Here is a 21,336-nt window from a genome sequence, read left to right as displayed (position 1 = left end):
CGGGGCGCGCAACTCCGATTCAGAGGGGCCGCGTGTGACGTTCGACGAAGCGATAGACGACGCCACGGGCGTTTTTAGAAACGCAAAAATCTTTCGGCTCGGCGCGGATTTGGCAATCCTTGTCTGGGATCTCCCCTCGCCCCTTCCCGCAACCACCAAGTGCCTGTTGTCGATGGATCGGTCACCGGTACCGCTGGTCAGCATGATGCTTCCACTCGGCCACGGAAGACAGCGCATGTTCTGGGCGATGCGACCGGAACAACAGCCGGTAAACGCGGACATCTGCACGGAACACGGCGACATCGTTGAAACCGTCGTGATGCAGCCGGCGCACATGCTCACGCCCCTCGATGTGGAAGCGCTGTTTACGGATCTTGCGCCGGGTTCCCGCATCAAGTTCGTCAACAACCTACTGACCGTCTGGCGAAGCGCCTTCCGCATCGCTGGCGACCATCTTTTCCATATGATCGTTGAAGACGCCCTTCATGCGCTCGTGCCCGAACCGCAGGCCGCCAGCATCGTCTGCCAGGTTGCCCAAGGACGCCATCTGATCGAGACGGCGATCAATCCGGACCTCGGCGACATTATAGCGATCTATGCGATCGGCGCGACTTCGATCGCACGCATGGCCGTAAAGCCTGTCCTCGGACGCCGAGCGAAAAGCGGTCTTCAACCGTGCCATTTCATCGCAGAGGCGCCTTTTCCCTCTCCTCCGTTTCTCATCGTCCTCCTGAGCAAGAATGGTGCCGCAATCCGCCAGCTTGCTGACGACAAGCCTCGCCATCCCAGCCTTCAGAACTGGTGGAGCAAAAACCGTGAGGCGGTGGAGCTGCGCGAAATGATCGTCCGTTGCCTCGCCGCCCTGCCGGAAGGCAGCGTCGCGACGGCGATCGACCTTCAGGTCAACGCCCCGCTGCCTGCAACCCGGGTTGCCAAGTCGTCGATGCACCCGTCCGGGGAGGTCGATCTCGCCCTGGCGCTCGACGACGGCCTTCTGGCAGGCGGCTGGTTCCATGCGCTGTCATCCGCCTTCGCCGGCATCGACTACGTGAGGGAGGACGGCACGGCCGTACCGCTTGACGCAAACAGCTACAAATTCCCGGCATGGGCGGAAGGCAAGGACGAGAAGAGCAAGACCGATGTGACCGGCTTCGTTGCCTGGATCCCGCTGCCGGAATCCACCGGTCCGCTCCTGCAGCCGCGATTTCAGTTGCGCCTTGCTTCGGGAGCGGTCAGGCCGCTGATACCGAAGCCGCAGCCTTTCGAGCCCGCAACGCAACGAAACCATGTCCTGCGCGCCGTGCCGCCGCAGCATGCGGTCGACAGTGCCTTCCGCACGATCCTCGCGCCCGCCCTGCAGGACATAGAACGGCGATTGGGAAAGACCATAGAGGTCGACACCACGAAGGACTACAGCCTGCCCGAAACCACACCCCTCGTTTCGATTGTCATCCCCCTCTACAAGGTCCTCGATTTCCTGCGCTTCCAACTGTCGGGAATGGCCACCGATCCGTGGCTCGTCGCCAATGCCGAGATCATCTTCGTCCTCGATTCACCGGAAATCCAGGATGAGACGGAGCACCTGCTGGGCGGCCTGCACCTTCTGCACGGACTGCCGATGAAGCTGGTCGTCATGAACCGCAACAGCGGCTACGCACGGGCCTGCAATGCCGGCGCACGTTTTGCCCGCGGCGCCATTCTGGTCATGCTCAACTCGGATGTCGTGCCAAAGGGACCAGGTTGGCTTCAGATACTGTCGCGGCCGCTGCTGGAAAACAGCAGGCTGGGCGCCATCGGCCCCAAACTACTCTTCGAAGACGGATCGCTGCAGCATGCCGGCCTGTATTTTGGCCGCGACCAGCGCGGGATCTGGTTGAACCACCATTTCAACAAGGGCATGCCCGGCGACTATGCGCCCGCCCAACAAGCCCGCGAGGTTCCCGGCGTCACCGGCGCCTGCCTCGTGACCCGCAGGGCCACCTACGAGCGCGTCGGCGGCTTCACCGAGGACTACGTGATCGGCGACTACGAGGACAGTGACCTCTGCCTCAAGATCCGCCGTCTCGGGCTCCAGATCGCCTATGAGCCGGCCGCCTGTCTGTATCATTTCGAGCGCCGATCGATCCGCCGCAGCGAGGACTATATGCGCGGCGTTGCTAGCCAATACAATTCGTGGCTGCACACGCAACGCTGGGAAGACGACATCACCGACTTGATGGCCAACCCATTCGGCAGAGATCAAGATCACCCCGCCACCACGAATGGGAGAGACCGGGAAAGGAACGCAGCGTGACACAGATAGCACTCGTGCGCCCTCCCAAGCCGGCTCGGCTGGTCGATGAGGACCGCGTTCGCTGGCTGCTTGAAGCCGTTCGGGGCAACCGTTTTCTGCCGCAGCCCGAACCCACCAATGTCTTCGTGGGCGACGGTGATTTTCGTGCGATAGGCGCGGAATTTCTCGGGCACTTCATCCGTATCGGCGGCCTGCGCGAAGAGGCCCGCGTGCTCGACATCGGCTGCGGTATCGGCCGGATGGCCGTGCCGCTTACCCAGTATCTCGATCCGCAAACGAGCCGCTACGACGGCATCGATCCGGTCGAGGGCGGCATCGACTGGTGCCAGCGGACGATCACGCCCGCCTACTCCAATTTCGCCTTCCAGCGCCTGGATATCGCGCACGAACTCTACAACCCGAACGGCAAGGTCAGCGGCAGGGCCCTGAGACTACCCTTTCCGGATCAACATTTCGACTTCGTCATCATGACGTCGGTGGTCACTCACCTGCCTCCTGCCGAAGTCCTCGTTTACCTCGCTGAGGTTCGCAGGGTCCTGTCAGTCGGCGGGCGAATGTTCATGACAGCCTTCGTGGTCGACCGGATCGCGGCGGCAGACGAGCACGGGCGGCGCGATCCGCGCCTTGCGTTCCGCCGCTATGGCGAAAGCCCGTGCTGGTTCGTACCCAACCAGGCGCCGCTTGCGGCGGTCGGCTTCGAAGACGGCTTTCTGGACAAGGCGCTCGAACGGGCCGGCCTCTCCGTCGCCTTGAAATCGCTTGGCCATTGGCGCGGCACCAAAGCGGCTCACCATCAGGATTTCATTGTGGCGAAGCGCCGGGGAAATGGCCGATGAGCAAGCGCATTCTGGTCGCTGCCCACAACCATCCGTCCCTCCACCCGGGCGGAACCGAGATATTCGCTCACGACCTGTTTCGCGCCTATCAGCGCGAGGGCCACGAAGCTCTGTTTCTCGGTGCCACGAACCACATTCATCGCGAAGCAAGACCTGGCACGAGCTTCCAGAGCATCGGCTCAGCAGGAGACGAAATCCTGTTGTGGTCCGGACATTTCGACCGCTTCTTCATGAGCCAGATCGACCTCTACGGTGTCGTGCCTGACATAGCGGATCTGCTGCGCGATTTCCGGCCGGATGTGGTCCATCTCCACCACATGCTGCTGCTTGGCGCCGAGTTCCCCCACATCGTCCGCCGCACCCTGCCCGACTGCCAGATCGTCATGACGCTCCATGACTACTACCCCATCTGCCACCATGACGGCCTGATGGTGCGCACTGGCAGCAAGGAGCTTTGTCATCAGTCCAGCCCGGACCGCTGCCATGCCTGCTTCAAGGATATTCCGCTCGATCGCTTTGCCTTGCGCGAACGCCACCTGAAGGCCCTGTTGAGCACGGTCGACCACTTCGTCTCGCCAAGCGCCTTTTTGCGGGATCGCTATGTGCAATGGGGACTGGACGAAGATACGATCAGCGTCATTCCCAATGGCATTCCTGCCCGCAAAGCCGGCCTGCGAAGAGATCTGCTTCAGGGCGGGAAGCCGGTCTTCGGATATTTCGGCAATCTCAACCCCTGGAAAGGGGTGACCGTATTGCTCGAGGCGGCGCGTCAGCTTCTGGCCGACGGCATGGATTTCGAACTTCGCGTCCATGGCGGCGCGCCTTTCCAGAGCGAGACGTTCGTCGAGGAGATCAATCGGCGCTTTGCCGAAACATCAGGATCCGTGCAGGCCCGAGGCCCCTATCGACGCGAAGATATCGGCGATCTGGTGGCCGCGGTTGATTGCACCGTCGTTCCGTCCGTCTGGTGGGAGAACGCACCGTTGGTCATTCAGGAAGCCCAGGCGCAAGGCCGTCCGGTCATCGCCAGCAATATCGGCGGAATGGCTGAAATGGTCGAGCATGGCGTCAACGGCCTGACCGTCCCACCCAATGATGCCCGTGCGCTCGCCGCGGCGATGCGTGACATCCTGGAAGACCCGAAACTGCTGCACCTGTTTGCGCAAAACGCCCGCAAGCCCGACGACATCGATACGACTGCCCGCCGCTATCTCAAGTGGATGGAGACGGCACAGGTTCAGGCATTGGAGAGCGCATGACCAGTCCCGCCGAACGACCGGATGCCGCATCCGAACAGGACAACGTCAAGCCGATGAACGGCCGTGTGGACGCCGTCGACATGGGTACGATCTTCGGCTGGGCATTCGACCCGATGGCGCCGGACCAGCGTCTGACCATCCGTGTCTTACTCGATGGCAAGGTGATCGCAGAGACTGTTGCCGATCGCAACCGTCCAGACCTGCGACGCAACGGTATCGGCGATGGCAAGCACGCATTCGAAATCGCGCTGCCCGATCCCCTCCATTCGCGGGCCAACGATATCGTCGTCATGGCGCGCAATGGAAGCGGTTCCGAACAGGCGCTTCGCGTTCCGCAGCCGAACGAACAGGCAGCCGAAGCCCTGATCGCCGCGCCGCTGGCAAAAGTGCTCGACAAGCTTGATGTGCTGATGGCGTCGCAGCGGCAGTTGCAGGTCTCGCAGCGCTCCCTGCAGCGCACACCGGAAATCGATGCGGACAAGCCCGAAACCACCGACCTGACTGAAATCGGCAACGCCGTCGAAAACCTCAAGGTGGAGGTCAGCCAACGGCTGAATGACCTCGATGTCCACCTGATGCGGCTGGACGGGGTCGTGGCTGGGATGGAGAAGAACCTGAACGCATTGAAGAAGCGGGCGAACGCCGAATTCAAACCCATGCTGTTGCTGCTGTTCGTTCTCGTTGGATTTGCCGCGGGCGCCGGCCTTGCGCTGATTTTCAGGATCTGACCGAGGGAGCGCAAGGCATGCTGGTTACGGAACAATCCCCCACGGTTACCAACCCTCCGGTCACCGGCCCCCTGGTCACCAAACCAACGCCCGCCAAGCAGGGGGCGAGCAGGGCGATGCGCTCCGGAAGGGTTATCGGTTGCCGCGTCGACGAGGCAACCCTGCTCATTATAGGCCTCGGCCAAGTCCCGGCCGGCGACGTGACGGTTGGCGTCGGCGAAAATCAGGCCGATACGCGAAATGCATTTGTCTCGGAATGGCGATTGGCCGCATCCTCACCGCGGGCCAAGCACGGCTTTGCGGCGCTCCTTCCGGCAGGGGACACGGACCTTGCCATGACCACGATACGCTTCGGAGAGACGGAGAAGGAGACGGGCACGCCCTACATCTTTGCGCCCCGTCTTGCCTCAACGGAGGAAGCGGCCGCCCTCATGCTCGAGTCCGCCGGATCTCAGTCGGCCGCCGTCATAAACCGGCTCGTAGACGCTCTGATGACCGGCAATCTCAGCCGCCGCAGGCTTCTCACCATAACCACGCTTTTACAGGCGACCCACGCCACTGATGGCTTCGTCGAAGTGATCGGCGAGAGCCATGATGGCGTGACATTCCTGCAGGGCTGGAGCCGCGGCATGGCACCGGGGCCTTGCCGGATGTCCCTGATCGGAAGGGCAATGCCGGTGGTCGCGGAATGCGGTATTGCCACGTTTACACGTCCCGACGCTCCCGATGGCGCCGCTGGTTTTGTCGGCCTTCTCGAGACGGACGAGGCTACCCGCGCTACCGACATTGAAGGTCTGATCTTTCGAGGGCGCGCCGGTTGGAGGCATGTTGCGGTCCACCCTCGAAAGCGCATCGCCGATCCGCAGGAAACCCCCGAACATATCCGGTCGGTCCTGATGCGCACCCACAGCACGCCGGACGTGCTCCTGTCCCTGCGGGCCGCCGCCAACAGTTTCGAGGGCAAGGAAACCGTCTCCGGCCTGTCCTATCCCGTCCGGATGGGGATAGACAGTATATTCGAGGCCGATGCGGGAAATCTCCTCATCTCCGGCTGGCTGTATGACCCCGATGGCCACGTCGCGACAGTTAAGCTGCGCCGACGCAATGCTGCAATCCGCCTCGACGAACACTGGACGCGCTTCGATCGCCCCGACGTCGCGGACAGTTTCAACGACCAGACGCACCTTGTGCCGGGTCTGCGGGGAGATCAGCGCGCCCACGGCTTCGTTGCCCACGCCCAGTTACCGGGCGAAGATCCAGGCGCGTCCCTTTATTTCGAGCTGACGCTGCAGGATTCGCGCCGTGCGTTTCTGCCGGTCAAACCGACGCGCCTTTCGGCACGTTCGGCGGCATTGCGCCAGATCGGCTCGATCGATCCCGTCAACAGCGCGCTGCCGGCGATCGTCGATACACACGTTGTTCCGTTCCTGACACGATCATCAGGAAGATCAGCGCCGGCCATCGAAACGATCATCGACGCTGGATTCTTCGATGAGGAAAACGGTCTGCCGATCATCATCGGCGTAGGCGAGAGCGAGGAGGACATCTCCCCGCTGCTTGCCCTGCTCGCACTCGATCCGGAAACCCGGGGCGCGCCAATCGTGATTGCCATGCCTGCCGAGCGGTTTCGCAGGCAGGCCGCCCGCCTCAAGGAACTCGCGCGTTTCTATCGCCTTTCGGTCAGGTTGGTATCGACGAAGGGAACGGGCGACGTCTACGACATGCTGGAAGCGGGCACGCAGGCGCTTTCCTGTGAAACGGTCGTGTCGCTCTCCGCCTCACTGATCCCGCACGGGAGAGGCTGGTATGGCAAGCTCGTCGCTGCTGCTTCCACGATGAAAGGAAGCATCATCTCGCCCGTCCTGGCTTACGAAGACCATTCTGTTCGCTGGGCGGGAAGTTGGATCGACGACGGCAATGACGACCAGCCGGTCGTGGGCCGCTACGCCGGATATCCGCTCAAAGCGGTTACCGACATGAACGTGACTCACATCGCAGCGGCCTCGCTCGAATGCTGCATCATGCCCCGCGACGCCCTGTCGGGCGCTGGCAGCTTCTGCGGTGGCTATCTCGGTGCGCAGGAAAAGGGTGTGGATCTAGGCCTCCGCCTCAGCCGGTCCGGATTCGACTCCTATTTGCTGCCGTCCGTGCAGATGTGGGGCTGCGACGACGCCCGCGCCGGCGATAGTCCTGCGATGGCGGCCTTGGTGGAAGAGATTGACCGGAAGATCTTCAAGAGCCAATGGCTGCCTATCCTCACCGTTGAAAAGCACCTGGAAAAGAGGCCCGCATGAACGAGCAGCTTCGCGTCCTTGTCGTCTCGCATGCGCATCCATCGGTCTCGCTCGGCGGGGCGGAAATCGCGTCCCACAACCTGCATCTCGGCCTGAAAGCATTGCCGAACGTGGAATCGGTTTATCTCGCTCGGATCGGTCACCCGGTGCCGCGACACGCCGCATCTGCGCTGATGAGCCTGCGCCTCGTCGAGGACGAATTGCTGTTCCACACGGACGATTACGACCACTTCTTCCTGTCGAACGGCGATACCCGGGCGATCAGCCAGGACCTTTTGCGTTTTGCGCGCGATCTGAGGCCCCATGTCATCCATTTCCATCATGTTCTCGGTATCGGCCTCGAAGCACTCTATGCTTTGCGAGAAGCGTTTCCGCACGCCGCCATCATCGTCACGTTCCATGAATATCTGTCGATCTGCCACAATCACGGGCAGATGGTGAAACGGCCTTCCGGCCAGCTCTGCGAAACCGCCTCCCCCGTTGCTTGCCACGGCTGCTTTCCCGAGATCCCCGTCTCGCGTTTCCTGAAGCGGGAACTGTTCGCCCGCGGCATGCTCGGCCTTGCCGACGCTTTCATCTCCCCCAGCCGGTTCCTGGCGGATCGCTACGCCGCATGGGGCATCGAAAGAGACAAGATCAGCGTGATCGAAAACGGCATCGCCATGGAAACAGCGGCGCCCGCGCGCGAGGTTCAAGGTCCCAAGCCGCGCCGCAATCGCTTTGCCTATTTCGGACAAATGACTCCATTCAAGGGCGCCGATATCCTGATCGACGCCGTCTCGCGTATCCCGAAGGAGATATGGGGCGAAGACTCCTGCCTGATGATCTTCGGCGGCAATCTTGAGCGACAGCCGGTCGAATTCCAGGAACGGATCAAGAAGCTCATCGCCGACGCCGGCAACCGCGTTCGCTTCTACGGCGCCTACCAGAACGCGGACGTGCCACGTCTCATGCGTTCCGTCGACTGGGTGGTTCTGCCGTCCGTCTGGTGGGAAAACTCGCCCGTTGTCATCCAGGAAGCTCTGCTCCACCGCAGGCCGATGATCTGCTCCGATATCGGCGGAATGGCCGAAAAGGTGCGTGACGGAAAGGATGGCCTGCACTTTCGCGCCGGCAGCAGCCAGGATCTCGCGGATCGCATCGTCGAGGTGCTGGGCGATGGCAAAATCTGGGAGCGGCTGCGCGTTTCCATGCGCCAACCCGCCGACCGCGCCGCCTGCGCGCGGGAACACGTCAAGCTCTATCGCACATTGCTGCGGCGGAAACTCGATGCCGCGATCGCCGAGAGCCCCAAGCTTCTGTCGCCCGCGCTTTAAGACGCTCGCCTCAGGAAACGCCAAGAGGACCGTCCTTCTTCGCGACGGCCGCCTTGTCCGGGCAGACTCGGCAACATTCGGATCACGAATGCAAGGCACCGGCCGCTCTGAGCCGGGCGATACGGCCGTCCAGTTCCTCCAGCCGACGGCCGAAGCCGAGATTGTCCGGCTGATACGCCATGGCGTCCGCAAGCATGGCCCGCGCCGCCACAAGCTCACCGTCGCGAATATGGCGATTGGCCCGGTGGTAGAGGAAGTTTGCCTGCTCGACAGGAGAGAAATTTGGGCCAAAGCGCGCGTGAAACCTGTCGGCCCAGGCCCGATGCCGAGCTATCGCCGTCATGGCGATCTGATAGGGCCGCATTGGCGCGGTCACGCGCGCTGCGCGGGCGAGACCGCGCAGACCCGGAAGATCGTCTCCGCGGCAGGCCTCGATCACCGAGAGCGCGCGCGCCGTCCCGGTAAAGGCGCGAACGGTGCCATGGCCGGTCATATGGACCGGCACCAGTTGGGTCCTTTCCTGTAGCGCCGTGATCCGAACCGCGTGCTGGTGATCGACGGTGTGAAACGGATCGAAGAACAGATAGGCCCGGCCGGCCGCGTGATCAGGCGCGATCCCCATATTGGCGTGGAGATCGGGCGAGAAATGGCGCGTAAACCTGCCGTCGAAAGGAACGGCTTTCGGATCGATTGAGACTTGCGGGCAGAAGGCGACAGCCACTGTGGCATTGAAGCGCCTCCGATAGCGCAATGCCGCATAGCCGCCTTGCGAATGCCCGTAGAGGATCCGCTCCGATGTCGCATGAAGGATAGGCGCGGCCGCCTCGACGGCCTTGACGACGCTCGCCGCTGGAAACCAGTTCGGTCGCCTGCTGATGAAGCCGAGCGCCGAAATGCCGGCCTTCTCACACAATCGCTGCCCCCAGAAACGACTGCCGTTCGCCCTCATCTCCATTTCGTTAAATGTGACGAGAAGATAGGGAGACGACCCGGAATGATGTATCACCTCTAGGTTTTCATCCGAAAATATGATCATACGGTCACCATCAAGCAATTACAGAATAAAAATAATTCAATTTTTGAACTATATTTATTCCATCGCGCGATTTTCGTAAAATGTTGCTTAACAACAATAACATATTTACACGCTCTATAGGAATATCTATTTGTTAATCTCCTATTCTTGGCTATGGGAATTTTATCCGGTTCGGAAAATACCAACCGCACCCTGCGTTCACACAAGATGTTTCTCGCCTGCATGCGTTCCCCTGGAGAAGACGAGACCGGCTTCGTTGCAACGGCACAAAAACGAAAAAGCTCTTTGAGATGGCCTAGCGGTCTGAGTGCGAGGAAGACATGCAATTTGAACGAACGAAAATCCCCGACGTCGTGCTGGTGACGCCCCAAAAAAATGGAGACCATCGCGGATATTTTTCAGAGACTTTTCGGTCTGACCTCTTTGGTCAAAACATCGGTGCCTTCAATTTCGTCCAGGATAACCAGTCGCTTTCGGTAGACGCTGGAACGGTGAGAGGACTGCACTTTCAGGCTGAACCTCACGCCCAAGGAAAGCTGGTCCGGTGCATCGCCGGTTCCATCCTCGACATCGCAGTCGACATCCGGAAAGGCTCACCAACTTTTGGGCAATATGTCCAGGCGGAACTGACCGCCGAGAACGGTTGCCAGGTCTGGCTTCCGGCCGGGTTTGCGCATGGGTTCTGCACTCTTCAGCCCAACAGCATCATCTCTTACAAGGTAACGGACTACTACAGCCGCGACCATGACCGTGGAATATTATGGAACGACCCGGAGCTCGACATCAGGTGGCCCGTGACAGCAGAAAGCGCCGTGCTTTCGCAGAGAGATCGGATGCAACCGCGTCTCGCGGAGCTTGAGACGACGTCATTCACAATAGCTGATGGCAGCTAGGGGACATACAATGCGCGTCCTTGTTACCGGCGGAGCCGGGTTCATCGGATCGGCTGTCGTGCGTCATCTGGTTCTCGTCAGAAACTACGACGTCTTGACCGTAGACAAGCTGACTTATGCCGGCAACGTGGCGTCGCTCGCCACCGTCGAGAACAATCCGCGGCATCGTTTCCTTCAGGCAGACATTTGCAATCGAGCGGCGATGCAGGAGGCGTTCGACAGTTTCAAACCCGACCGAGTCATGCATCTGGCGGCGGAGAGCCATGTGGACCGCTCTATAACTGGCGCCCGCGACTTCGTCGAAACCAACGTCGTCGGCTCATTTACCTTGCTGGAGGCAGCCCGGCACTACTGGCAGGATCTCTTCGGCAAAGCGAAAACAGACTTTCGCTTTCTCCACGTCTCAACCGACGAGGTTTATGGCTCTCTCGGCGAAGACGGATTGTTCACCGAAGAAACCCCCTACGATCCCTCTTCTCCCTATTCAGCGTCCAAAGCAGCCTCTGATCACCTGGCCAAAGCGTGGGGCCGCACCTATGGCATGCCGGTTATTGTCTCCAACTGCTCGAACAATTACGGCCCTTATCACTTCCCTGAAAAACTGATCCCGCTGATTGTGCTGAATGCTCTAGAGAGCAAATCGCTGCCAGTTTACGGCAACGGCGCCAATATCCGCGACTGGCTATTTGTCGAGGACCACGCAAGGGCGCTGGACCTCATCGCCGAACGCGGCAGGATTGGCGAAACATACAATATCGGCGGCCGCAACGAGCGGAGCAACATAGAGGTGGTCAAGCGCATCTGCTCGATCATGGATACCCTCCGGCCGCAGAAAGCCCCACACGAGCGACTGATCACATATGTCAGGGACCGGCCAGGGCATGACGCACGTTACGCAATCGACGCCACGAAGCTCGAGGTGGAACTGGGTTGGGAGGCGGAAGAAAACTTCGATACCGGGATCGAAAAGACGGTCAAGTGGTACCTAGAAAACAAATGGTGGTGGGCGCCGCTTCGTCAGGGATACGGCGGTGGCCGGCTCGGCCTCCTTAACCGATCCGGAGGCAAATGATGGCACGGCGGTATGTGGTCACCGGACGTGGCGGGCAGGTCGCGCAGTCTCTGATCGAGCGAGCCGAGCGCCACGGCGAGATAGAGATTATTCCGCTCGCAAGACCCAATCTCGACCTTGCCGATATCGGAACGATCGAAAAAGCTCTTGTGGAAGCGAGACCTGAACTGATCATCTCCGCAGCCGCCTATACTGCCGTCGACCAAGCGGAAAGCGACGCCGCCAAAGCTTTTGTCGTCAATAGTGCGGCCATAGATGAGATCGGTCGCGTCGCGACCAAGCTCAACGTGCCGATTATTCACTTGTCGACGGACTATGTCTTCGACGGCAGCAAGACTTCGCCTTATTATGAGAGTGACCCCGTCGCGCCCCTCAATGTTTATGGTCAATCGAAGCTTGAGGGCGAACGTCGTCTGGTCGCGTCGGGAGCAGATTACGTCATCCTCAGGACCGCATGGGTCTACAGCCCCTTTAACAAGAACTTTTTGCGCACGATGTTACATCTTGCCGGAAGTCGTGGCGAGCTCGCTGTCGTCGCCGATCAATACGGCAATCCGACATCTGCACTCGATATCGCCGATGCCATATTAACGGTTGCCGACAATTTGCTGTCGTCACGGGACGGACGCCTCCGCGGTATATTCCACTTGGCGGGAAGCGGTGAGGCCAGCTGGGCAGACTTTGCTTCCGAGATCTTCCGCATATCCGTCGAGATGGGTGGCCCGTCAGCGATCGTCCATCCGATCCCGACTGCGCAATATCCGACACCGGCTCGCAGGCCAAACAATTCGAGGCTGGATTGCAGCAAACTCGAAAGGGTTCACGGTGTCCGTCTGCCCAACTGGAAAATCGCGACTGCGACTACATTGCAAAGGCTCTTGGCCTGCGATGCGCCGGAAAAACAGGCCGGCATGGAAAAGGCATCCGAGGAGAGTTGTCGATGAAGGGTATCATTCTGGCTGGCGGCAACGGGACGCGTCTGCATCCGATGACGCTTGTCACGTCGAAACAGCTGATGCCCGTCTACGACAAGCCGATGATCTATTATCCGCTCTCAACGTTGATGCTGGCCGGAATACGCGACATCCTCATCATATCCACACCGCATGATCTGCCCGATTTTCGCAACCTGTTAGGTGACGGTTCGGCTTGGGGAATCTCGCTCTCCTATGCAGAACAGCCTTCGCCTGCAGGTCTTGCTCAAGCTTATATCATCGGTGCCGATTTTGTCGGATCGGATCAGTCCTGCCTCATCCTCGGTGACAACATTTTCTACGGCCATGGCATCACCGAGCTTTTTGAAAGTGCGGCGGCGCGCAACGATGGTGCGACGGTGTTCGCCTATCATGTCCACGATCCGGAACGTTATGGCGTCGTGGAGTTCGACAAGGCAATGAAAGCGATCTCGATCGTCGAAAAGCCGACGGTACCGAAATCCAACTGGGCGGTGACCGGGCTCTATTTTTACGACAAGGACGTGGTCGACATTGCCGCAAACCTCAAGCCGTCGCTGCGGGGTGAGCTGGAGATCACCGATGTCAACCGGGTCTACCTCGAACGTGGCAAGTTGAACGTCGAACAGATGGGCCGCGGTTTTGCGTGGCTCGACACCGGCACGCCCGAGAGTTTGTTGGAAGCAGGGAATTTTGTCGGCACCCTGCAGAAGCGGCAGGGCATCAAGATCAACAGCCCTGAAGAGGTCGCCTGGCGCAGAGGCTTTATAGATGACAACCAGCTGGAGGCCGTCGGCAAGAAGCTGGGCAAAAGCGAATATGGCAGATATCTACAAACGCTTTGTAGGTAAGTTTGGTATTCGTAACATCAATTTACCAGATGCATCGAGATCACGCTGGATCCAGTCAGACCTTGCCGACCCGCACACGCGCAGGCGAGGCATCATGCAGCCTGCGCCAAGCGCGGCGAAATTGCCTTGCCGATGAAAATCCGGCCCGTTCGGCAACGCTTTCCATATCCAGCCTCGAGCCGACAACGAGCTCCCTGGCGAGGGCTATGCGCATGCGGTTGACATAGTCGATCACGCTCATGCCGGCATGCTCGTTGAAAAGCCTCGACAGGTTGCGGGGACTTGTCGCGGCGACCTGCGCCAGCGTTTCCAACGACCAGTCGCGCGACGGGTCCGAACCGACCGCATCCTGGGCGCGATGAATGGCAGGATGAATATGATTGCGCCCTTCGAGCCAAGGCGAGAGCTGCGGATCGGCGCCTGCTCGGCGCAGATAGATGACGAGATTGCGGGCAACCGCCAATGCCGTCGCATGACTTACGTCGCGCGCAATAACGGCCAGCATCAGGTCGATGCCCGCCGTGACACCTGCGCTCGTCAATCTCTCTCCGTCTTCAACATAAAGCCGGTTTTCCCGGACACGCGCCGTTGGCGCAAAACGGGTCAGGTCGGCGAGCAGGCTATAATGCGTGGTGCATTCATGGCCTTCTAGCAAACCGGCGCGCGCGGCAAGCAGCGCACCGGAGCAGATCGTTGCGAGACGAATGCCAGGCCGCACGCTTCGCCTCAACCATTCGACGATTTCGGTTTCCAGCGGGGCATCGGTGTTTCTTGTGTCAATGATCGCACCCAGCGGCTCGTCAACCGCGCCCGACACGACGACGAGAGTTCCATCTGGAAGATCCGCAGGCAAAGGATTGATTCCGGTCAGGCCGAGTCCGGTCGAACTGAGAATGTCGGCGGACGGTCCGATATAGGTGATGGAGAATCGAACCGCTGCCTGCTCCAGGTTGGCTCTTCGCAACACCTCCATTGGTCCGGCGATGTCCAGCAACAGAGTGCGCGGCGGCACAACCACATAGACAGGGACGCTCCGCCGCCGTTCTTCTTCTGTCATGCTGCGGCGCGCTTCGGAGCTTGAGCCAGCGCCTCCTCGACGGTCGCAATCCGGGCGAAGCGATCGGCCAGCACCAATTCGGTGCGGGCACGGATTTCCGCAGCGCTCCATTCGCGGCCCGTAACATCCGTCATCGGAAAGGTTAGCGTCGCCTCGCCGACATAGTCGACCGCATAGCCGAGATCGGAAGCATGCCGGGTCGTGGTTTCGCAGCATTGCTCGGTGCGGATACCGGAAACAATGAGGCTACGGATGCCATGCCCCGTGAGCCAGACATCAAGTCCGCTGCCGACAAGCGCGCTATGCCGGCGCTTGCGGAAGACGGCGTCCGCGTCGATGCGGAGCGGCGCAAACGGGCGAACGAGGCCGGAGGCTTCGGAAAATGCTCCGGAATCCTCGACGTGAAAAATCTGGATGACGGGAAAGCCGGACGCTTTTGCACCATCGATCAGGGCCTGTTGGCGTTCGACATAAAGCGCGACGCCCTCCTCACGGAAGTAGGGGCGATGACGGAAGGATTCCTGAGCGTCGATGACAAGAAGTGCGGTGCTGGCGGACATTTTTGTTATCTCCAATGATGAGTATGAAGATAGTTCTAGCGCCTCATTCATAAATGATAATGTCCGTTGTGGACAGATAGCGGACATATCACGCCAACGCGTTGTTTGGCCTGTGAGCTTTCTCCGGCGACTATGGGTTTCCACTCGGTGCACCCTCGGCCCAGGTTCCAATTAACATCGTCATAAACCGCTCGGCCGCCGGAGAGAGGGTGCCTCCACGACGGCGAACGATCCCTCCTGATCATCGACAGGATTCTCGACGTGATCGAGAGCAAGCTCATCAAATGGCGGCCAAACGCGGCGGAAGAGCGGCCGGCGTGATGCTTTGGAGGCCGGCTCATGCCGGCCTATCTCCAATATGCAACTGCTACCCCAAGAGGCGTTCGGAAAAGCCAGGATCGACCGTTGCATCATGACGCGTCACCTTGGCGACCACGATCCGGAAACCGTTCCCGCGCCAGAAACCGTCGGGCTCAAGGCTACCGCGATAGGTGCAGCAGGCCTTTAGCTTGCCGCTGGAGAAACAGCCGCCGCGCAACACTCTGCGGACGGACGGTGCAGCGTCCGTCGTCTCGCGACCGTCGTCCGCATAGGGATATTTGAAACTCGGCGTCCCCATATCCTCACCCCAGAGCGTTGTGCCCCATTCCCAGACCTGACCGGCCATTTCGTAGCACCCGTAGGGGGAACGCCCCTTGGGAAAGAGGCCGACCGTGCAGGTATTGTTGAAACCCGCTTCCTCGGAATTTGCGGCATCGTCGACCCAGGTATTGCCCCAGGGATAAACGATGATTTCGTCGCCCACATCCGGCTGATCGCCCCGCGCAGCGCGCTCCCATTCCGGTTCCGTCGGCAGACGAATGGTCTCGTCTGCCCCGATCCGGCCTCCGGCACGCCAGCGCGCCGTCAGCCAGTCGCAATAGGCTCGCGCATCCCGCCAGGTCAGGTCCGCGGCCGGCGCATTGCGGCGATCCTCGGCAAAGCCGTCCGGGCTGCGCCATAACCGTCCGGTTTCCACGACAAAAGCGCTATAGGCGGCGTTCGTCACAGGATAGAGACCTATACGGAAGGCATCGACAGACACCTGATGCGGCGGCGCAGAGTTGGGATGAGTGTTGGAACCGAAGGTGAAGGTACCGCCCGGCACATCCGCCAGCGCATCAAGATCGCGCGGATCACCCCAGACCGACAGTTTGCGGCCCGCCTTTTCGCGCTCCGGCGCGGACAATGCGCCATCCCGGACAATTGCCAGAAGGTGATTTGCGACGAGATCCCGCAGCGAGCCAGGTTCCGTCAGCAGATCGGCCGCAAGGAGCGCACCGCGCCGTACCTCGTCGCCGTTACCCTCGATGAGAGCTTCGATCAGTGCGCTTGCCCGTTCCGAGCCGGATAGTCGCAGAGCAAGACTCCTGAGCACCGGTGTCCAGAGATCGGGGCGTTGACGGAAAGGCTGGACGGCTTCTTCTGCAGACCGCGAGGCGAGATGGCGTGCGGCAAGCAGCTGGCGCACACGCGTGACCGGCAGAACTGTGGGATCGTCAAGCTTCCCAGTCAGCGCGTCGAACGCCAGCCCGGAGAGGAACGCCGCCGTCCCGACATCGCCGCATACTTTTATAAGCCAATCATCAGTAATCGCTTCGGCAGTCTCGCCGGCATTCTCGCCATTGATCGCCATGGCGAACTGAGCCGGATTGGCCGCGGCATCTCCCAGCGCTATGCCTGTCGCATCGAGATCAAGCCCGGCGAGCCGCCTGGCTGCATCACGGCGCTGGACCTTCAGCAGCGGCAGGAGGTCATAACGCACGAAGCCCGATGGAAGCGCCCACCCCTTGACGACGGAAATCTCGCCGAGTGCCAGCAGGCGAATGCGTGGATGGAGCGCCTGAAAGAGCAGAGCTTCGCTCAGAAGTGCAAGGCCGTCGGCACCCGCGGCGTCGATACCATCGAGCATAACCAGCAAGGTCGCATCCGAATTCGCCCATGCCTCGGCAGACAGGAGGGCCTCGTTCTCCGGCAACGCCGCTTCCATCAATTCCGTGAACGTTTTGCCGGCTGTCACCGACACATAAAGCGGCAGGACGTCTTCCAGCCCCCAGCTTTCATCATGCACGGCACCGAGATCGTTACGCGACAGAGGTGCCATCACAGGCCTCTCGCCCGCGAGCCTGAAGGCGAGATGGCGCGCGAAGCTCGTCTTGCCGCTGCCCGTTTCGCCCGCCAGCAGCAGCGCGGGATGGTCGCGGGCCATTTCCAATGCCGAAAAATAAACGACCGGTTCCGGCTCCGCCTGCTCCTTCAGCTTGCGCAGGCCCTTGGCGGCCTTGTCCTCGAAGCTGAAATTGACGAGCAGCGGGATATAGCCGGCCTGCAGATCGGCCACCGAACCGTCCGGCAGCGACAGCAACGGTGCCTGTCCGAATTCATGAGCCTTCGAGAACAGCGTGTCACGCATCACGGTCGGTACGGTCATTGATCGGCCCCCATCAGAACAATTTTGCGACATCCGGGTTATGGAAACGCTGGATTTCGATTGCGTAGCCGGCCGGGTCCTCGAAGAAGAAGTGTTCGCAATAGGTGCCGCGCAGCATATCCGACAAGCCTTTCACCCCGGCTTCCTTCATGCGCTTGTGCCAGCCTTCGACATCCTGCGCGACGATGGTCAAGAGGACCGCGCTCTTTTCCTGATGTTTCAGGTGGCCGCGGTTGCCGTCGACAATGCCGAAATAGCACTTACCGGCGATGCGATAGATGCGCGCCAGGCCCTGGTCCAGCACCAGTTCGAAGCCGAGCACCTTCTCGTAGAAGGAAGCGACGGCATGGATGTCTTCGTAGTAGAAGAAGGTGATCGAATAGTCTTTTTCCATCGTCTTATCCTTGGATCTGCGAATGTTGGGCTCAGCGAATGTTGAGCGTGCCCTTGTGATCGATCGATAGTCCGCCGATGCCTTTACGCGCCGCAAAGACATCGATGGGATGAACGAGATAAAGCCAGGGCGGGTTCTGATGAAGTCGGGTCAGGCAGCGCGCATAGGCCAGTTCCCGGCCGGCGTCATCGACTGCGTGGTTGGCCGCTGCGATCAGCGCCTCGGTCTCCGGGTCGTCGTAACCCTGCCACCACACGGCTTTCGTCTTGGCTGAAATCTTGTCGTTCAGGATACGGTAGGTGCTGTGCGGCGAGGAATCGAAGATCGCCATGTCGCCCATTTCCTTGCGGCCGATCTGGCGCGCATATTCCGGCCGGTCGAGCTCCGTCTCGACCTTGACCTCGAGCCCCACCGCCTCCAGCGAAGCCGCCACGAAACGGCTCACCTCCGGCGAACGTTCGGGCATGAAGGTCGGCGTACGCAACTGGATTGGTCCGCCCACATCGACATCATCCAGCAGCCGTTTCGCCTCTTCCGCGTCGTAGCCGATGGGAGAGAGGTTCGCCTTGCCGGCTCCGAGATGGAAGGGGCTGACGATGGTCGAGGACGGCACGGCAAGACCATGGAAAATCTCTTCGGCAATCGCTGCGGTATTCACTGCATGGTTGACAGCAAGTCGCGCCTGCGCCGAGCGGAAGACGCCCTGGCTGCAATTCAGATAGTACATGACCGACAACGTATTGATCGCCCTGCCCCAATCAAAGGCAGTGTCCAGCACGAGGCGGCCTTCCACCCGTTCCAGATTGAGCGCTGCATCGATACTGCCGTCCCTGAGCTGAGCATAACGCGCTTCCGCATGTTTTTCCGCCAGCGCCACGATGCGCTGCGGTCCGGCTTCGCCGTTCACCCGCTCCAGTATGGCGCGCTTCGACTGTTCGAATTCCACCATCCGATAACGCCCCGTACCGAGGATGGGCCGACCGTCGGCATTGAAACGGCAGATGTAGAATTCGGAAAAGATGTCGAGAATATCGGCGATAGGATCGGGATTTTCGACACGTACGACATCCGGGCCTTCCGCCGTGATGCGCGCATCCTTGAGGTAGCGCGCATAGGACCATTTCATGCCGAACGTATCGACGGCTTCCAGGATGCCATCGAGGAAGCCGATGATGTCTTCCGCCACGCAGGGCTTACTGTCATGGAAGATCGCGCCTTCGCGGATATGGAAACGCCATTCGCGGCCGTCAGCCGAGTGGGTCCAGCGGTCAAACAGCCCCGGCCGCACGAAACCGTTGTGCCATTTCAGCAGCGGTTCGAAAACGAGGTTCTTCAGCGTCAGCACGCTGGTATCGTCGGTGACCCGCGTTGGCGGCAGGAAATCCACTTTTTCCAGACTGATGGTAAGCGTGCTCACGGGCAACCTCAATCGAGTTCGTTGCGGCGACGCGGATTGAACCAATCCGCCAGACTATCGCCGATCAGGTTGAACGACAGAACGGCCAACAGGATCGCCATGCCGGGAGCAAGAGCCACCCAAGCGGCGCTGCGGACGAATTGCAGGTTGGCGGAAACGTCAGCACCCCATTCGGCCAGCGGAGGCTGGGCACCGAGACCCAGAAAGCCGAGGCTGGCGGTTTGCAGGATGGCACTGCCGAGCGCCAGCGTCGATTGCACCAGCAAAGGCCCTAGCCCGTTGACGAAGATGTAGCGCAGCAGGATTCGATGGGTCGGCAGACCAAGTGAAACTGCGGCCTCCACATAGGGTTTGACGGAAATGCTCAGCGCCTGACTGCGCGCGACCCGCGCGAACTGAGGCGCCAGCGTGATGGCAACAGCAAGCATGGCATTCTGGAGGCTCGGTCCGAAAGCCGCAGCAAGAGCAATCGCCAGGACCAGCGCCGGGAAAGCCAGAATAGCATCGACGATACGCATGATGATGCTGTCGGGCCAACCTCCCACGAAGCCTGCCAGCATCCCGAAGAAGACGCCGATCACGAAGGCGATGGCGACCACGCCGACGCCGATGGTCAGCGTCGCTCGGCCACCATACATGATGCGGGTCAGTACATCGCGGCCGAAAGCGTCGGTACCAAGCCAGTGAGCAAGTGTCGGCGCGTCCAGCTTGTGGAGGATATCGAGCTTGGTCGGCGTATAGGGCGAGACCAGTGGACCGATGGTGATCAGGCCAACGAGGGCGACTAAGATGACGAGGCCGACCACCGCCAGCTTATTGCGTCGCAAGAAGATCAGCAGTTCACGCATGATCACCCCATCTTCCGGCGAATGCGCGGATCGAGGACTCCATAGAGCAGGTCCACGATGATCGATGTGAGGACGAACATCAGGGCGAAGACCAACGTCGTGCCTTGAATGACCGGATAGTCACGGTTCTTGATCGCTTCGAACATGTAGCGGCCGATGCCGGGCCAGGCAAAGATCGTCTCGGTCAGGATCGCACCGCCGAGCATTTCCGCAAATTTCAAGCCGATGACTGTGATCGCCGGCAGCAGCGAATTGCGCAGGCCGTGGTTCAGCACGACACTCGAACGCCGCACCCCCTTGGCCCTGGCGGTGCGGATGAAGTCCTCACCCATCACGTCGAGCATGGTATTGCGCACGAAGCGGCCGAGCGTGGCGGCGAGAAACGAGGCGAGCACCGCAGTCGGCAGAATGAGGTGTTGAACCGCACTCCATGCCGCCGCGAAATTACCGGTAATGACGCCGTCGAGAATGGCGAAACCGGTCACAGTTTCTACCGTCAAAAAGGAACTCATCCGTCCCGATACCGGCAGCCAGCCAAGATAGGTCGCAAAGATCAGCTGCAGGATAAGTGCCAGCAGGAAAGCAGGCATCGACACGCCGATCAGCGAGACGACCCGGGTAACGTGGTCGAAGATGGAGTTGGGCCGAACGGCCGACAGCACCCCGATCGGAATGCCAAAGATGATGGCGACAATGACGGCCAGAACCGAAAGCTCGATCGTCGCCGGCAGGCGCGTCAGGATTTCGCCTGCCACGGGCAAGCCCGACTTCAGGGAAAAACCAAGATCACCCTTCAACAGACCAAATACGTAGTTGGCAAATTGCAGGACCACAGGCTGATCGAGATCGAGTTGGGCACGCAGCGCGTCGATCTGCTCCTTCGTCGCACCCGGACCGAGCAGCGTCACGGCCGGATCGCCGGGTATCAACCGGACCAGTGAAAAGACAATCACCAACACGATGCACATGACGGGTATCAGCGCGATCAGGCGGCGTATGATGAAACTCGCCATGCTCTCCAACTCATTGCAAAGCCGCCCGCACCGGCGGATAGACACC

18 protein-coding genes and 1 pseudogene are annotated in these 21,336 nt (G+C 60.4%); 10 read left to right on the top strand and 9 right to left on the bottom strand.

The genetic code is table 11. From position 1 onward, the window contains the following. Positions 1-34 precede the first annotated feature (34 nt). Genes AC1D3C_RS12945 through AC1D3C_RS12920 form a run of 6 tightly spaced genes read left to right on the top strand, consistent with a single transcriptional unit; the run spans position 35 to position 8,726 of the window. Positions 35-2,293, top strand: coding sequence for a glycosyltransferase family 2 protein (locus AC1D3C_RS12945; protein ID WP_477483167.1), 2,259 nt, complete (start codon positions 35-37; stop codon positions 2,291-2,293). Continuing rightward, a complete protein-coding gene (locus AC1D3C_RS12940) occupies positions 2,290-3,129 on the top strand; it encodes a class I SAM-dependent methyltransferase (RefSeq protein ID WP_477483166.1) in 840 nt (279 codons plus the stop codon). Before AC1D3C_RS12945 ends, AC1D3C_RS12940 begins: the two co-directional genes overlap by 4 nt. Beyond that, on the top strand, positions 3,126-4,388 hold the full coding sequence (locus AC1D3C_RS12935) for a glycosyltransferase family 4 protein (protein ID WP_477483165.1): 1,263 nt from the start codon (positions 3,126-3,128) through the stop codon (positions 4,386-4,388). The genes AC1D3C_RS12940 and AC1D3C_RS12935 overlap by 4 nt, the downstream gene beginning before the upstream one ends. Continuing rightward, positions 4,385-5,116, top strand: coding sequence for a hypothetical protein (locus AC1D3C_RS12930; RefSeq protein ID WP_038544765.1), 732 nt, complete (start codon positions 4,385-4,387; stop codon positions 5,114-5,116). Before AC1D3C_RS12935 ends, AC1D3C_RS12930 begins: the two co-directional genes overlap by 4 nt. A 17-nt stretch (positions 5,117-5,133) precedes the next feature. Next, positions 5,134-7,410, top strand: coding sequence for a hypothetical protein (locus AC1D3C_RS12925; RefSeq protein WP_477483164.1), 2,277 nt, complete (start codon positions 5,134-5,136; stop codon positions 7,408-7,410). Next, positions 7,407-8,726, top strand: coding sequence for a glycosyltransferase family 4 protein (locus AC1D3C_RS12920; protein ID WP_477483163.1), 1,320 nt, complete (start codon positions 7,407-7,409; stop codon positions 8,724-8,726). The genes AC1D3C_RS12925 and AC1D3C_RS12920 overlap by 4 nt, the downstream gene beginning before the upstream one ends. An 82-nt stretch (positions 8,727-8,808) precedes the next feature. Here the strand turns inward: AC1D3C_RS12920 and AC1D3C_RS12915 are convergent, their stop codons facing one another. Beyond that, positions 8,809-9,762, bottom strand: coding sequence for a hypothetical protein (locus tag AC1D3C_RS12915; protein ID WP_477483162.1), 954 nt, complete (start codon positions 9,760-9,762; stop codon positions 8,809-8,811). 320 nt (positions 9,763-10,082) lie between these two features. On the opposite strand from AC1D3C_RS12915, the gene rfbC reads away from it, so the two are divergent. The 4 genes from rfbC to rfbA are packed head-to-tail and all read left to right on the top strand — an operon-like array spanning position 10,083 to position 13,531. Beyond that, positions 10,083-10,655: a dTDP-4-dehydrorhamnose 3,5-epimerase gene (gene rfbC / locus AC1D3C_RS12910; protein ID WP_477483161.1), complete on the top strand. Its 573-nt coding sequence runs from the start codon at positions 10,083-10,085 to the stop codon at positions 10,653-10,655. 10 nt (positions 10,656-10,665) lie between these two features. After that, entirely contained in the window at positions 10,666-11,727 is a 1,062-nt protein-coding gene (gene rfbB, locus AC1D3C_RS12905) for a dTDP-glucose 4,6-dehydratase (protein ID WP_477483160.1), read from the top strand. Next, positions 11,724-12,671 (top strand): dTDP-4-dehydrorhamnose reductase, encoded by a 948-nt coding sequence (rfbD, locus tag AC1D3C_RS12900; protein ID WP_477483159.1) that lies wholly within the window; start codon positions 11,724-11,726, stop codon positions 12,669-12,671. The genes rfbB and rfbD overlap by 4 nt, the downstream gene beginning before the upstream one ends. Beyond that, positions 12,668-13,531, top strand: coding sequence for a glucose-1-phosphate thymidylyltransferase RfbA (rfbA, locus tag AC1D3C_RS12895; RefSeq protein WP_038544776.1), 864 nt, complete (start codon positions 12,668-12,670; stop codon positions 13,529-13,531). The genes rfbD and rfbA overlap by 4 nt, the downstream gene beginning before the upstream one ends. 55 nt (positions 13,532-13,586) lie before the next feature. Here rfbA and AC1D3C_RS12890 read toward each other — a convergent pair whose 3' ends face one another. The 8 genes and pseudogenes from AC1D3C_RS12890 to AC1D3C_RS12855 form a co-directional block, all read right to left on the bottom strand. Further along, a complete protein-coding gene (locus tag AC1D3C_RS12890) occupies positions 13,587-14,588 on the bottom strand; it encodes a GlxA family transcriptional regulator (protein ID WP_477483253.1) in 1,002 nt (333 codons plus the stop codon). Next, positions 14,585-15,148, bottom strand: coding sequence for an isochorismatase family protein (locus tag AC1D3C_RS12885; protein ID WP_038544779.1), 564 nt, complete (start codon positions 15,146-15,148; stop codon positions 14,585-14,587). Before AC1D3C_RS12885 ends, AC1D3C_RS12890 begins: the two co-directional genes overlap by 4 nt. Before the next feature lie 130 nt (positions 15,149-15,278). Then, positions 15,279-15,383 (bottom strand): annotated as a pseudogene (locus tag AC1D3C_RS12880) (LysR family transcriptional regulator); the annotation flags it as partial. 132 nt (positions 15,384-15,515) lie between these two features. Then, complete coding sequence (locus AC1D3C_RS12875) at positions 15,516-17,618, bottom strand: SUMF1/EgtB/PvdO family nonheme iron enzyme (protein ID WP_477483158.1); 2,103 nt, start codon at positions 17,616-17,618, stop codon at positions 15,516-15,518. A 13-nt stretch (positions 17,619-17,631) separates the two neighbouring features. Then, complete coding sequence (locus tag AC1D3C_RS12870) at positions 17,632-18,012, bottom strand: VOC family protein (protein WP_477483157.1); 381 nt, start codon at positions 18,010-18,012, stop codon at positions 17,632-17,634. 31 nt (positions 18,013-18,043) lie between these two features. Continuing rightward, positions 18,044-19,429, bottom strand: a complete 1,386-nt coding sequence (locus tag AC1D3C_RS12865; RefSeq protein WP_477483156.1) for an ABC transporter substrate-binding protein — start codon at positions 19,427-19,429, stop codon at positions 18,044-18,046. An 8-nt stretch (positions 19,430-19,437) separates the two neighbouring features. Continuing rightward, the gene (locus AC1D3C_RS12860; protein ID WP_477483252.1) at positions 19,438-20,277 is read right to left on the bottom strand and encodes an ABC transporter permease; all 840 of its coding nucleotides are present in this window, start codon (positions 20,275-20,277) and stop codon (positions 19,438-19,440) included. Positions 20,278-20,279: 2 nt separating this feature from the next. After that, positions 20,280-21,290: an ABC transporter permease gene (locus AC1D3C_RS12855; protein ID WP_477483155.1), complete on the bottom strand. Its 1,011-nt coding sequence runs from the start codon at positions 21,288-21,290 to the stop codon at positions 20,280-20,282. Positions 21,291-21,336: the final 46 nt, after the last annotated feature.

Source organism: Neorhizobium sp. P1_A6 (assembly GCF_056406795.1).
The sequence above is the reverse complement of the archived record's forward strand: the minus strand, read 5'-3'. Positions and strand labels throughout refer to the sequence as shown.